The organism is Paraburkholderia caledonica NBRC 102488 (genome assembly GCF_000685095.1).
GTDB lineage: Bacteria > Pseudomonadota > Gammaproteobacteria > Burkholderiales > Burkholderiaceae > Paraburkholderia > Paraburkholderia caledonica.
This window is the reverse complement of the sequence record NZ_BAYE01000021.1, coordinates 1-14,457: the sequence shown is the minus strand read 5'-3', so window position 1 is coordinate 14,457 and position 14,457 is coordinate 1. Positions and strand designations below refer to the sequence as shown.

General features: G+C 61.6%; 11 protein-coding genes. 7 read left to right on the top strand and 4 right to left on the bottom strand.

Annotated elements, in window-relative coordinates:
- Nucleotides 1-421 precede the first annotated feature (421 nt).
- A complete protein-coding gene (locus BCA01S_RS28380) occupies nt 422-739 on the bottom strand; it encodes a DUF4148 domain-containing protein (protein WP_027779806.1) in 318 nt (105 codons plus the stop codon).
- 328 nt (nt 740-1,067) lie between these two features.
- On the opposite strand from BCA01S_RS28380, the gene BCA01S_RS28375 reads away from it, so the two are divergent.
- Nucleotides 1,068-1,436: a BON domain-containing protein gene (locus BCA01S_RS28375; protein WP_027779805.1), complete on the top strand. Its 369-nt coding sequence runs from the start codon at nt 1,068-1,070 to the stop codon at nt 1,434-1,436.
- Nucleotides 1,437-1,591: 155 nt separating this feature from the next.
- Here BCA01S_RS28375 and BCA01S_RS28370 read toward each other — a convergent pair whose 3' ends face one another.
- Nucleotides 1,592-2,608 carry an SDR family oxidoreductase gene (locus BCA01S_RS28370; protein WP_027779804.1) on the bottom strand — a complete coding sequence of 339 codons (1,017 nt, stop codon included), beginning with the start codon at nt 2,606-2,608 and terminating at the stop codon, nt 1,592-1,594.
- 381 nt (nt 2,609-2,989) lie between these two features.
- Between BCA01S_RS28370 and BCA01S_RS28365 the strand changes: the two genes are divergently transcribed.
- From BCA01S_RS28365 to BCA01S_RS28350, 3 genes are all read left to right on the top strand, one after another.
- Nucleotides 2,990-4,783, top strand: a complete 1,794-nt coding sequence (locus BCA01S_RS28365; protein WP_027779803.1) for a phospholipase C — start codon at nt 2,990-2,992, stop codon at nt 4,781-4,783.
- Between the two features lie 211 nt (nt 4,784-4,994).
- The gene (locus tag BCA01S_RS28355) at nt 4,995-6,446 is read left to right on the top strand and encodes a cytochrome-c peroxidase (RefSeq protein ID WP_027779802.1); all 1,452 of its coding nucleotides are present in this window, start codon (nt 4,995-4,997) and stop codon (nt 6,444-6,446) included.
- 94 nt (nt 6,447-6,540) lie between these two features.
- On the top strand, nt 6,541-7,230 hold the full coding sequence (locus BCA01S_RS28350; RefSeq protein WP_027779801.1) for an HAD family hydrolase: 690 nt from the start codon (nt 6,541-6,543) through the stop codon (nt 7,228-7,230).
- Between the two features lie 6 nt (nt 7,231-7,236).
- On the opposite strand, the gene BCA01S_RS28345 is transcribed toward BCA01S_RS28350, so the two are convergent.
- Nucleotides 7,237-7,629, bottom strand: coding sequence for a carboxymuconolactone decarboxylase family protein (locus tag BCA01S_RS28345; protein WP_027779800.1), 393 nt, complete (start codon nt 7,627-7,629; stop codon nt 7,237-7,239).
- A 128-nt stretch (nt 7,630-7,757) separates the two neighbouring features.
- Entirely contained in the window at nt 7,758-9,311 is a 1,554-nt protein-coding gene (locus BCA01S_RS28340) for an NADH-quinone oxidoreductase subunit M (protein ID WP_027779799.1), read from the bottom strand.
- A 646-nt stretch (nt 9,312-9,957) separates the two neighbouring features.
- Here BCA01S_RS28340 and BCA01S_RS28335 point away from each other — a divergent pair.
- The 3 genes from BCA01S_RS28335 to BCA01S_RS35400 all read left to right on the top strand — a co-directional run.
- The gene (locus tag BCA01S_RS28335) at nt 9,958-10,707 is read left to right on the top strand and encodes an ABC transporter ATP-binding protein (protein WP_027779798.1); all 750 of its coding nucleotides are present in this window, start codon (nt 9,958-9,960) and stop codon (nt 10,705-10,707) included.
- Entirely contained in the window at nt 10,694-13,273 is a 2,580-nt protein-coding gene (locus BCA01S_RS28330) for an FtsX-like permease family protein (RefSeq protein WP_027779797.1), read from the top strand. The genes BCA01S_RS28335 and BCA01S_RS28330 overlap by 14 nt, the downstream gene beginning before the upstream one ends.
- Before the next feature lie 158 nt (nt 13,274-13,431).
- The coding region (locus BCA01S_RS35400) for a lipocalin-like domain-containing protein (protein WP_255218485.1) at nt 13,432-14,457 on the top strand (1,026 nt) is incomplete at its 3' end.

Genomic DNA, 14,457 nt, shown 5'->3' with positions numbered 1-14,457 from the left:
ACCCTGGTCCCATGCAAAGCTGCGAGCGGACGTCGTCCGCGCTGTGCATACATAGTTGCCAGAAAAAAGTACGCCTAGCCGACTATTTGCGACAACCACATGAGGAAATACGACACTCATGTCGCACGAACGAAGTCTAGCCGCCGTGAAAGCCTTGATGGCTAAGGGTTTCGCCCATACGGGAAGCGTCAGGCGAAGATGTCGCTACAAGCCAAATGTAGGGTTTCGAGAGCAGAAAAAACACCGCGCGACGACCAGACGCGCCGGTGTCGCTGCGCAACACCGAGTTTTACTTGGCGGCTACTTGCCTGTTATTCGTCAGTCGAAACGACCGGTCACGCCAGGCGCGCCATTTGAAAGAGCATTGCCCCGGGCAGCATCGATATCGCGCTGCCCGGTGGCACGAATTACGGGTTAATGCTTACTGGCTCGCGCCTGTGCCGATGCCCGCCTTCTTCTGCGCATTTTGCAGATCGGTCGGATAGTTCGGGTCGTTGCGCGACGGCTGATAGCCTGCGTCTTCCAGCTTCTTAAGCTCTGCATTCTTCTTCGCGCGAGCCTGTTTGCGGGCCGCTTTACGCTCGGCTTTGGTCGGCTTGGCGGCGCTGGCTCCGCCGGGTTCCGCGGTCTGTGTGTCAGTGTCGGTCGTGGTTTGCGCGGAGGCGAGTGGCATACCGGCTGCGACCATCGCGGTAACCGCAAGGCCCAGCATGATCTGTTTGATGGCAACGCGCTTCATGGCTGACTCCCTCTTAAGTTGGCAAGTGCATTCAAGGTTTTGTGCGACTCATCGTTCTTCGGCGGATCGTGCGCATCCTCACGCACGGTTCGCCGTTGAGAGCTTAATGCCAAACCGCATATGGCGCACTGATGCCTGCCAGTGCAGACGCCACCGCCAGTTTTTCCAGCATGAGCGCGCGTGCTGAACTATTGTTTAAGCGCGCCGGGAGCGCCACGGCATTGCGTTTCTACAAGACAGGATGCTCCCAGTGAGCGGACACCGTTCACAGGCGCGTATTATTTTGCATGCAACGAAGCGACATCAACTTTTCGAGGATGGAGAAAACGTGAAAACAGTCAATCTTTTGAAGACGCTCGGCATCGCATTGTGTGTGGCAACTGCATCGAGCGCCTATGCGCAATCGAGCGATGCGGCGCCGTCCGACATGACGGACTCCTCCACTGCGCACACAAAATCGGTGAAAAAGACGGACCGCAAGCTCGGTCTCGACGTGCGCAAGGCGTTGGCAAAGGCGCAGGGCTTCGATGTGTCGAACGTGTTCGTGCGAGCTCGCGGCGGCGCAGTGACGCTAACAGGATCGGTGCCTGACGGTGCTCAGATTCCGCAAGCCGAGGACGTGGCGAAAAGCGTCGCTGGCGTGAAGTCCGTATCGAACAAGCTCACGATAGGCAGCCCGAACGGCGGCGGAGGCTGATCGCCCCGAGTTGTTCAGTGGCATTACGCCTGATTGCATCGGACGACGAAGGGTTGCGCCTTGCACTGCTCCCGCGCTGCTGCCGCCTATGAGGCGCTACCCTTTTTCTCGTCGCTCTTTATCCTGGTAAGTGAATCACGCGCGCGGCTCTTCGCCTACACGCGTCCCCCATGCGACGACCGCGCATAACGCGCGAGCATCCACACCGCCGCTGCGCCGGCGGCAAGCAATGCCGTCTGCCGCGGATACATCGACGCCTGCGTGTACAAGCTCGACTCCAACACCCGGCGCTTCTGTTCGGAACGCTCGCGCAATGCACCATCGCCGCCGTTATTGCCGGCCGCCGTGTGCGGCGGCTCCTGAGTCCGTTGCGACGATATGCCAAGACGGCCCATCACGCGGTCATACAGATTGGGCGCTCGACGCGCGAACGTGACCATTGCCGCCGATGCACCGCCGACATACAGATCGCGCACCGGCGTGGCCGCGGCATGCAGAATGGCCCTCGCGACAATATCCGGTGCATAGACTGGCGCCGGCAGCTTTGGCTGCACGTCGAGATGATTGCGGGCGTGTTCGACAAACTGCGTATGAATGCCCGACGGCTTGATCAACGTAACTGAAACCGGCACGCGCTCCTCTAGCAGTTCCATGCGCAATGCGTCGGTATAACCCTTTACTGCGTGTTTCGACGCGACATATGCGGCCTGCAGCGGCAGCGCGATGTCCGACAGCTCGCTGCCCAGATTGATCAGCGCACCGCCGCGCTGCCTCAGGTGTGCGAGCGCAATCATCGATCCCTGCACGACGCCCCAGAAGTTCGTCTCGAACAGTTCTTTCTGCTCGTCGATGGGCACATCGGCGCAACGGCCGTAGATCGACGCACCGGCGTTGTTGACCCACGTGTCGAAGCCGCCGAAGCGTGCAATGGCCTTGTCGGCGGCGGCCTGCAATTGCTCGGCGTTGCTGACGTCGGCAACCGCATAGTCGACGAGCGCGCCCTGGTCGCCGAGTTGCCTGGCGAGCGCGGTCAGCGCTTCCTCGTCGCGAGCGACCAGCATCAACCGCGCTCCCTTGCTCGCGGCAAGACGCGCAGTAGCGAGGCCGATACCGCTCGTCGCCCCGGTAATGACGATGACCTGCTGACCGACCGGTTTGAGCTTCACTGTCATGGCGAATCCTCGGAAAGAGATAACGGGATCACGGCAACGCACCTTTTTGGCGGCCTGTCCGGCGAACTACGTCTGGATCCCGCAGCATGCGTCGTGCCGGGCCGCCGTGCACGAACTGGTGCTCTTTGCCGCCGCGCGCCAGCGTCACCGTCAGCACAACGACAGCAACGGTTATCGAAATGAATGGCGACCGAGAGCCAACGTAATATGCGCGCCCTTAAATCTTAATCATCGAATGCTTCAATGCGCGCAGCTTGTGGTTGCCGCAGCGTGGAGCAGCGACAAGCACCGCACCATTTCCAATAAACAATATCCCCAGCGAACTCCACACGTACATTAATGGAAGCGCTGAACGGCGAAGTCGAATCTGGAGCCAGTCACATGTTCCGTAGAACCCTCTTACCCATTCCCTTTGCCGCGCTGCTGACGCTCGCCGCTTGCGGCAATCACAGCATCAGTCCGAGCGCATCGTCGACGCCGGCCTCATCGCCGGCACCGTCGGTGACGGCACAGGATGCCGTGGCCACGGCCACGCCGATCAAGCACGTCGTCGTGATCTTCGGCGAGAACGTCTCGTTCGACCACTACTTCGCGACTTATCCGCAAGCGTCGAATCCGGTGGGCGAACCGCAATTCACGGCGGCCGCAGGCACGCCGACGGTCAATAATCTCGCGAGCAACAATCTGATCGCGACCAACCCCAATGCGCTATCTACGTCGCCGAATACGGCAGGCCGCACGGTCGGTCTGGTGACTATCGCCGGGCTCGGTCTTCCCGCAGCGGATCTGTTGCCGTTCCGCCTCGACCGCTCGCAAGCGAACACGTCGAGTCAGAACCACGCATACGCCGCCGAACAGCTCGCCTATAACAACGGCGCAATGGACTCGTTCCCGCTCTTCACCGCAGCCGGTTCGACGATCGCCGGCAGCACCGGCGCATTCGCGACGAAGGGCCAGGTGCTCGGCTACTTCGACGGCAACACCGTCACCGCGCTGTGGAACTACGCGCAGCACTTCGCGATGAACCAGAACGCGTACACCGACACGTATGGTCCGTCGACGCCTGGCGCACTCGCAGTCGTTTCCGGCCAGAACAACGGTGTCATCGTTTCGGGCGGCACGTCGGGCAACGCGATTCCGGATTCGGCCGGCGGCTTCACGATGGTCGGCGACCTCGACCCGACTGGTGACGTCTGCACGACCGCGGCGGGCAGCACGGTCACGGGCACGATGTCGTCGAACAACAAGAACATCGGCGACCTGCTCAACGCGAAGAACATCACGTGGGGCGGCTTCATGGGCGGCTTCAATCTGCAGACGGTCAACGCGAACGGCACAACGGGCTGCGCCCGTTCGACCTTCTCGCAGGTGCTCAACGCGACGAAGACCGACTACGTGCAACACCACGCGTGGTTCCAGTACTACGCGAGCACGGCGAACCTTGCGCATACGCGTCCGTCGTCGACGGCCGTGATCGGTGCGGCCGATCCGCTCGACAACACCGCAACGCCGGTTCATCACCAGTACGACACCGACGACTTCTTTGCCGCGGTGAAGTCGGGCAACTATCCGTCGGTCAACTTCCTGAAGGCGCCGGCGGTCGAGGACGGCCATCCGGGCAACTCGGACCCGATCGACGAACAGGCTTTCGTCACGAAGGTAATCAACTTCCTGCAGCAGCAGCCTGACTGGAAGAACACCGCTGTGATCATCGCCTACGACGATTCGGACGGCTGGTACGACCATCGCTACAAGGCGCCTACGAGCTCGTCGTTCGACTCGACGACGCCGCAATCGGCAGGCGGCAAGACGGTGGCGGGCAGCGACAACCTGAGCGCGGCTGGCCAGTGCACGGCCGCGGGCGCGGTGCAGCCGCAGGGCGTGAACGGCGGCGCGGTGAACGGCCGTTGCGGTCCGGGTACGCGCACGCCGTTTATCGTGGTCTCGCCGTGGGCGAAGGCGAACTTCGTCGACGACACGCCGATCACTCAGGCATCGGTCGTGAAGTTCATCGAGGATAACTGGCTCAGCGGTCAACGCATTGGCGGCGGTTCGTTCGACGCCACTGCGGGCAGCATCATGAACATGTTCGACTTCTCGGGCTCGGGCAACAATGCGCCGCTCTATCTGGACCAGAACCTCGGCACGAAGCTGGCGCAAGCGCCGGCAATCTGACGAACAGCTGGACAGGAGCCGCGCAAAAACTTGCGACCAGGCAACCCGCGTTCATGCGATGCGCGAGTATCTCGCGCGCATCGCTGACCAACGCGGTGTCATGACGCAGAGCACGGCTTGCAGCAAAGCGTAGTCGGCGTCGAGCCAGTGCATACGTGCTGGCTCGATTTGCCCTTTTGATCGCATCAGAAGAACTATTGTCACGACCGCCATGAACCAAGCTCCAGACGCCGCCCTGCCGCCGACTCTTCCCGCGAGCGGCGAACCCGGTCCCGTTCTCGCGCGCCGCTCAGTGCTCCGGCTGCTTGCACGCAGCGCCGCCTGCATCGCTATCGCGGCCGTCGCGCTCAGCGCATATGCGCTTGTTTATCCGGAGCGGATGCCGGCCTCAGTCGGCACGATCGTTGAGAACCTCACAGGCGCGAACCCTCGACCGATGCATCTTTTGCGTCCGGCAAGCGCGCCACTGAGCGCGGTGGCGCTGCTCGGCAAGGAGATATTTTTCGACCAGTCGCTGTCGGCTTCGGGCACGCAGTCTTGCGCGTCGTGCCACTCGCCGAAGAACTCGTACGCGCCGGACAACGCGTTTCCTGTTCAGCTCGGCGGCGCGCATATGACCGACGCGGGTTTTCGTCCGCCGCCATCGCTCACGTATCTGTATCGTCAGGCGCCGTTCAGCATTGGTCCCGACCAGGGCGACACGGATGTGCCGGTGGATCTGACGCAACTCGCTTCGCAGGCAAGCGGCGTGGCGCGTGCGCAAAAGACCGCTCTCGCCACGCCTGCCGCTCCGGCGATGGTGCCGCAAGGCGGGCTCTTCTGGGACGGCCGCGCCGATACTTTGCAGGACCAGGCAATCGGCCCGCTGACGAATCCCGTCGAAATGGCCAACAAAACGCCGGAAGACGTCGCGCACAAACTGTTGCAGACGAAGTACATCGACCAGTTCAAGCAGATGTTCGGGCCGGCCATTGTCGGCAATCCGAGCCTGCTGATTTCGGAAGCGATGTTCGCGGTGGGGCGTTATCAGATCGAAGATCCGTCATTCCACGCGTTCACGAGTAAGTATGATTACTGGCTGGAAGGCAAAGCTCGCCTCACGCATGCCGAACTGCACGGCCTGCAATTGTTCAACGACAAGGACAAAGCGAATTGCGCGGGCTGCCACCTGAGTCAGCCGAGCAAGGACGGCCTGCCGCCGGTGTTTACCGATACGCAATACGAAGCGCTGGGTGTGCCGCGCAATCCTGCCATTCCCGCGAATAAAGATCCAAAGTTCTTCGATATGGGGGTATGTGGGCCGTTTCGTGGAGATCTCGCGAAACAGACGCAGTATTGCGGGATGTTCCTGACACCCACACTACGCAATGTCGCGAACCGGAAGGTGTTCTTTCACAACGGCGTGTATCACGACCTGAAGCAGGTGATGGACTTCTACAATTTGCGTAATACGTCGCCGGAAAAGATCTATCCGCGCGATGCATCGGGCAAGGTGCAGAAGTACAACGATCTGCCGCCGCAGTTTCACGCGAACGTAGATGTGTCCGACGCACCCTTCGATCGCAAACCTGGAGATCAGCCTGCAATGACGGATCAGGATATTCAGGACATTATTGCGTTCATGAAGACCTTGAGTGACGGGTTTGACGCCAAGGGATCGTGACTCTTCGCGCTGCGCGCGGTCACGCAAGCGCGCAGCGCCACGCGGCGCGTTGTTGTATGCTCTCCCGTTCCGCGATCTCTTCCCACTCTTCCCGATGGCCGATTTTCCGTTTCACGCCGTACTTTTCGATTGCGACGGCGTGCTCGTCGACTCAGAGCCGATCACTAACCGCGTACTCACCGAGATGCTCGGTGAGTTGGGCTGGCACCTGAGCATTGAAGAGACGATGCGTATTTTTGTCGGCAAGGCGGTGAAGGACGAAGCGCCGCTGATCGAAGCGCGCACTGGTGTTGCGATCACGACCGACTGGCTGATGCAATTTCGCGCGCGCCGCAACGCAGCGCTCGAACAGGAATTGACCGCGATACCGGGCGCCGCCACAGCGGTGCGTTCGCTCCACGCAACCTTGAAGGGACGAATTGCTGTTGCGTCCGGTGCGGATCGGATCAAAGTCGAATTGCAATTGGCCAAGGCCGGGATCCTGGACTGCTTCGAGGGGCGCATCTTCAGCGGTCACGAAACCCCGCGGAGCAAGCCGTTCCCCGATGTGTATCTCGCCGCGGCGGCGGCGTTGGATGTGGACCCAGCGCACTGCGCTATTGTCGAAGACACGGTGACGGGCGCGACTGCCGGCGTTGCAGCCGGCGCGACGGTGTTCGGTTACTGCCCGAACGAGTTCGGGCATAGCAGCGCTGCCGCATTGCAGGCAGTCGGTGTGACTCAGGTGTTTCGCGACATGAACGACTTGCCGGGTTTGCTTGCCGCGTGGCGCGGCAAGGCGTAAATCGGCCTACTCGAACGCTGGGTCGATCGGCACGCGGTATCCCACCGCGAGGCGGTTCGTTTCGTTAGCCATGCCAACTACTGCGAGCAGTTCGCCAAACATCTCATCGGTCATACCCGCACGGCGAGCGGCGGCCGTGTGACTCGCAACGCAATAACCGCAGTTGTTCGTCACGCTCACGGCCACGTAGAGCAGTTCTTTCATTAACGGATCGAGCGCGCCGGGCTTCATCACGTCTTTCAGACTGTCCCACGTGCGCGCGAGCGTCGGCGGATGCTGCGCGATGTACTTCCAGAAGTTGTTGACGTCGTCGACCTGACGCGTCTCCTTGATATCGTCGTACACGGCTTTGACTTCGGGCGACGCTGCGGAATACTCCACGGCTTTCTGCTGACTCATGGGCTCTCCTGTGTGTGACTGCATGAAAAGTGCGATTCGTGCTCAGTTCGGCATATGCGGCATATGCGTCTATTGTGCGCGCATTCTGCCGAACGGGAATCGACTATTCCGGCATTCACACTGCCCTGTCAACCTGGCGTACGGGTTACGGCAACAACCGCTGTGGGGGCTGCTGCTTGCAGGTGATCGCCGCCATCGCGGGGCGTCGGCTCCGGACGCGTGGAGCGCTCCGATTGCGACAGCAACGTACCGACCGACGGGTCGATGGCGTCGGTGAGAGGCTTCGGATCCAGTCCGATTGCGAGTACCAGCAACGCCATTGCGCCGAGCAACACGAATTCGCGCCTGCCGACATCTTTCAGGTTGCCCACACGCGCATTCGCAATCGCACCAAAAATTACGCGCTTATACATCCACAACGTGTAGGCCGCGCTCAGAATCAGCGTAGACGCCGCCATTGCGCCGATCCAGAAGTTAAAGCGAATCGCGCCCATCAGCACCATGAATTCGCCGACGAAACCGGACGTGCCCGGCAGGCCGACATTCGCCATCGAAAACAACATCACGAACGCGGCGAAACGCGGCATGGTGTTGGCAACGCCGCCGTACTCGGCGATCGCGGCCGTTTTGGTGCGATCGTAGAGCATGCCCGTGCACAACAGCATGGCGCCGGACACCACGCCGTACGACAGCATCTGCACGATCGCGCCGGCCTGACCGATACGGTTGAAGACGAACAGACCCAACGTGACGAGGCCCATGTGAGCCACCGTCGAATACGCGAGCAGGCGGCGCATGTCGGTCTGCACGAGCGCGAGAAGACTCGAATAGATCACCGCGACGAGCGACAGCGTAATTATCATCGGCGCGAAAAAGTGGCTTGCCTGCGGTGCGATCGGCAATGCGAAACGCAGCAGGCCGTAGCCCCCGAGTTTGAGCATGCCGATCATCACGGCAGCGCCAGTGGGACCGTCGAGGTGAACGTCGGGCAACCATGTATGGAGCGGCCACATGGGCACCTTCACGCCGAATGCCGCGAGGAAACCGAGAAAGATCAGTACTTGAGGCATCGTGCCAAGGCGCGTTTCCCGCCACAGCGCAAGGTCGAAGCTATGCGTCTGGCTGTACAGATACAGCATCGACATCAGCATCATCAGCGAGCCAAGGAACGACACGAAGAAGAACTTCACTGCGGCATACGAGCGATTGGAGTGTCCCCATGTGCCAATCAGCAAATAAAGCGGAATCAACGTTGCTTCGAACGAGACGAAGAACATCATGCCGTCGAGCGACGTAAACACGGCCTGCATGAAACCGGACAACATCAGGAATGCGCCGAAGTACTGCGCAGTGCGCTCGGTGATCGACTCCCACGAAGCGACCACGATGATGATCGTCGTCAGTGCGGTCAACGCGACGAGCCACAGCGAAATGCCGTCGACGCCGACGTGCCACGCGATATCGAAAGTCGGTGACCATCTGACGTTTTCGACGAATTGCATCGACGTCGCTTCGTTGCGGAAATTCGCGACCAGCGGAATCACGGGTACGAAGCCCGCAAACGCGCCGATCAATGCGAGCCACCGTGTACGGCCGCGAGCCGTGTCCGACCCGGCTCGCAAAACGACGAGGCCGGCAACGATAGGGATCCAGATAAGCAGACTAAGGAGAGGCAATGGCATGTGCGCTGTCGAAAACTTGAAGTACAAAACGCCGCACCAACGCTTTCGATTTCGAAAGCATTGAAGCGAATATGTAGGGTTCGGGGCCAGCAGGGGCGTCGTGTGCAGACTTCGCTCGACTACACGTTTACCCGCAGTCGAACGACGAGGTGGGAGATTACCAAGATAAGAATAGTTTTGCAGCGCAACATTGCGTTAATGCCCCAGACAATGACTTATTGCGGCAGCGTCGCTTGCACAAGGTGAAAAAATGTGCACCTGCACAAACAGAATGGCGATCGTTCGCGGCCCGACGAATTTCCCGCAGAAGCGCGCTTTTGACCACTATTTACGGGCAGTTCATGATGTGCGCCATGGCGATATCGTCTCGAGGCACACGGAATGCGTTCGACAGCGCCGCGTGCCGGTCTTTTCGAGTACCAAACTGCAGCCGGCGCTTTATTGGACAGAAATATTTTTTTGCAGGAGCAGGCGCGCAACCAGGTGCCATGTCGGGAAAAGCCGTCACCGGACGCAGGCTTCACACGAGGAGCGGATGCGCCGACGCACCTTACAGAAGCCGAATATACTTCGGCGGTCAACACATCGAAGGCCGCGCATTCGGCGAGCGGATGCCGCCGCGTCGACCTCATTCTCCGGACCTTGCATGGTGTTTTCTCACGAAGGTGTCGTTCCCGCGCTCGAGTGCCGCGGGCTTAGCAAGACTTACGGCGCGGGCCGCGTCGTGCTCGCAAATCTCGACTTCACACTCGCGCCCGGCGAGTTCGTCGCGATCATGGGCGACTCAGGCGTCGGCAAATCGACGCTGCTCAATCTGATTGCCGGGCTCGATCAGGCGGACAGCGGCGATGTGATGATCGGCGGCCATGCCGTGTCGCGTCTCGACGACAATGCCGCGACGCGTCTGCGCAGGCAAAAACTCGGCTTTGTGTTTCAGGCGTTTCACGTGCTGCCGCATTTGACGCTTGCGCAGAACGTCGCGCTGCCACTGCTGCTAAACGAGTTGCCCTCTTCCGCGGCGCTCGACATGCTAGCGGCAGTCGGACTCGAAGGCCGCGGTGATGACTTTCCACGGCAACTGTCGGGCGGCGAAATGCAACGCGTTGCGATCGCGCGCGCCCTGGTCCATCGCCCTACTCTGATCCTCGCCGACGAACCGACGGGCAACCTCGATCCCGATACGGCCCACGGCGTGCTCGCGTTGTTTCGTGCGCAGAGCAAGGCGACCGGCGCGGCCACGATGATGGTGACGCACTCGGAGGCCGCTGCCGCCGTCGCCGACCGCATCATGATTCTCAGCGATGGCGGCTTGCATGCCGCGTCGGAAGTGCCGACGCCGTCACAGGTGCAACACGGCGCGCAAATCACTGCCCGTTCAACCGATGACGCCCGCTGATTCGCAGCGCTCCGCACTCGGACGCGGACGCGGACATCGCATTCTTGCACGATGGCTGCTCGCCGCCGAATGGCGTAGTCATCGGGCACGCGCGCTCGTTGCGATCGCAACCATCGCGTTGGGTGTGGCGCTCGGTTACGCTGTGCAACTGATCAACAGCGCGGCCTTCAACGAGTTCTCCGCTGCGGCGCGCAGCCTCTCCGGCCAGGCAGATCTGCAGGTGCGCGGCGCTCAGCCGCTACTCGACGAGTCGATCTATGCGCGCCTCGCCACGCAAAGAGGTGTCGCGCTTGCGAGTCCCGTTCTCGCGCTAGACGTCACGGTGCCGGGACAGAACGCGGCTTTGCCTGTTCTCGGCATCGACGTGTTCAAGGCAAGCCGCATTGCGCCGGATCTGATGGGCGTGCCGTCGACCGGACAGCCTTTCGACACGCTCGCTTCCGACGCCGTGTTTCTCTCGACTGCCGCGCAAGAATGGCTGCGTGTGAAGACCGGAGATGAGGTGGCGCTCCAAAGCGGCACGTCGATCGTGCGCTTGCGGGTGGCCGGCGGCATCGTGAGAACGAGGCCGGGTCAACGGCTCGCGATCATGGATATTGCCGCGGTTCAATGGAAGTTCGGCAAGGTCGGCAAGCTTTCGCGCGTCGACGTGCAGCTCGAGCGCGGTGTCGACCGAGAGCGCTTCAAACGCGATCTGCAAAATGAGTTGGGCAGCCAATGGGTCGTCGCCGAAGCGCGTGACGTCGAGAGCCGCACGGACCGGCTGTCGCGCGCCTATCGAATCAACATGAACGTGCTCGCGCTGGTCGCGCTTTTCACCGGGGCGTTCCTCGTGTTTTCGACGCAGGCACTGAGCGTGGTGCGTCGTCGCGCGCAGTTTGCGATGCTGCGCGTGCTCGGACTGACACGCGGCCAACTGTTGCGTCAGATTCTGCTGGAAGGCGCGCTGCTCGGCTTGCTCGGTTCGCTATGCGGCCTCGCGCTCGGTTACACACTCGCTGCCGGCGCGTTGCGATTTTTCGGCAGCGATCTCGGCGGCGGCTACTTTCCCGGCGTGCAGCCGCAGGTCGGCTTCGAACCAGTCGCAACTGCGATTTTCCTCACGCTCGGCATCGCCGTGGCAGTTCTCGGCAGCCTCGCGCCGGCACTGGAAGCAGCGCGCGCACGGCCCGCTTCCGCACTCAAGGCCGGTGCCGAAGAAGGCGCGCTCGCGCGGCTCGCCACGCCGTGGCCCGCCCTCTTGTGCCTGGTTATCGCCGCGCTTCTCACGCAAGCACCGCCATGGTTCGACGCGCCGATTGGCGGTTATGTGGCCGTTGCGCTACTGCTGATCGGCGGAATTGCATTGATGCCGCGGGTCACCGCTTTCATATTCGGCGTAGCGAGCCGGGGGTTCGCATCACGCTCACGGGCCGGTGCGGCCAGTACGCTTGCGCTCGCGCGTCTGGCGAATGCGCCGGGTCATGCGTCGATTGCAATGGGCGGCGTGTTGTCGAGCTTCGCGCTGATCGTTGCAATGGCGATCATGGTGGCCAGCTTTCGTGTGTCCGTCGAGGACTGGCTGATCCATCTACTGTCGGCTGATCTTTATGTGCGCGTCGCGGAAAACGGCGACACAGGCGGCTTGAGTCCTGTTGAGCAGACTCGGCTTGCGGCCGTGCCGGGCATTGCAAGGGCGGCGTTCGCGCGCACTTCACATATCACGCTCGACCCGGCGCGTCCGGACATCGCGATACTCGCACGAGAGATCGACGCAACCGATCCGGGTGCAAATCTGCAAATGACGGGACCTGTGCTTACGCCGCGCGATCTGGGAAGCGCTGAAACGCCTGTTTGGGTGTCCGAAGCAATGGTGGATCTATACGGTTTTAAGCTCGGACAGCGTATCCGCTTGCCCATCGGCGAGCGTGCAAATGTGTTCGTGGTGGCCGGCGTATGGCGCGATTACGCGCGGCAGACGGGCGCGATCCAGATACGGCTTGTCGACTACCGTCGCCTCACCGCCGACACGAGCGCTACCGATGTCGCGGTTACCGTCGAGCGAGGTTCGAGCATCGGGCGCGCGATAGCGGGATTGCGTGCACTGCCTTTCGGCGCGAGGTTGGACATCTCGCAACCTGGCGCCATTCGCGCGCGCACGCTCGTGATATTCGACCGAAGCTTTGCAGTCACATACCTGCTGGAGGCGGTCGCTATCGTCATCGGCTTGTTCGGCGTGGCCGCAACATTTTCGGCGCAGACGCTCGCACGCGCTCGCGAGTTCGGCATGCTGCGGCACGTCGGCGTGACGCGGTCGCAAATTCTCGCGATCCTCGCACTGGAAGGCGGCATGCTCACCGCGTGCGGCATCGCAATGGGTTTTGTTCTCGGCTTTGCGATCAGTCTGATTCTTGTATTCGTCGTCAATCCGCAGTCGTTTCACTGGAGCATGTCGCTGCATGTTCCGTGGACGATGCTGGGCACAGTTGCACTCGTGATGCTCGCGTCGTCGTGTTCCACAGCGGTGATTGCGGGACGTGGCGCCGTTTCCGTGGATGCAGTGCGCGCGGTCAAGGAGGACTGGTGATGCGAGCTTTGCGCCGGTTAGTGGCGCGTCAATCGATGGCGCCTCAATCCATGCATTGGGCGAAAACGGGGATCGAGGTTTCGGCCGCGCGTTTTCGTCGGACTCGCCCACGAGTCTCCCACTTGTTCGTTGTCGGCGCGTTCGCCTTGTCGGCCAACATGGTCGCTGCCGCACCGCCGGAATTTGCCGTCGTCACGAAAGACCACCAGATCGCGCTGCCGATGGACACCGGCGCTCACGCCGATTTTCGCACCGAGTGGTGGTACGCCACCGGCTGGTTGACTACGCCCGATAATCGGCCGCTCGGTTTTCAGATCACATTCTTCCGTTCGGCAACGGGACACGATGCCGCCGATCCGAGTGCTTTTGCGCCTTCTCAATTGATCATCGCACACGCTGCGTTGAGTGATCCTGCACTCGGCCACCTCGTGCACGATCAGCGAATTGGGCGCGAGGGATTCGGCCTCGCCTACGCGAAGCCCGCGAATACCGACGTCAAGCTCGACGCGTGGAAAATCGTTCGTGCCGCCGATGGCCGCTACGATGTCGCCGCCGATGCCGGCGATTTCGCGTTGCATATCGAGTTAACGCCAACGCAAGCGCCTTTGATTCAGGGCGAACATGGCTACTCACGCAAAGGCCCGCGGCCGGAACAGGCCAGTTACTACTACAGCGAGCCGCAATTGAGCGTGTCGGGCAGCGTGAGGCGACCGGGCGCCAATGGCGATTCATCGCATGGAGACACTGCCGTGACGGGCGTTGCATGGCTCGATCATGAGTGGTCGAGCACATTGCTCGACGCGAATGCGGTGGGATGGGACTGGCTGGGCGCCAATCTCTCCGACGGTTCGGCGCTGATGGCCTTCAAGGTGCGCAGCCGCGACGGACATGCGATGTGGGCGCATGCTGCATTGCGCGACCGCGACGGAGGAGTCACGACGTTCGCTCCGAACGAGGTCGACTTTACGCCGCGTCGCACATGGCGCTCGCCGCGCACGAACACGTCGTACCCGGTGTCGATGTCGGTGCGAACCGGTGCGCTGACATGGCAACTCGATCCGCTGATGGACGACCAGGAACTGGACTCGCGGCAGTCTACCGGCGCGGTGTACTGGGAAGGCGCGGTGCGCGTGAGCCGCGATGGCGCTGATCTTGGGCGCGCCTATCTGGAACTGACGGGTTAT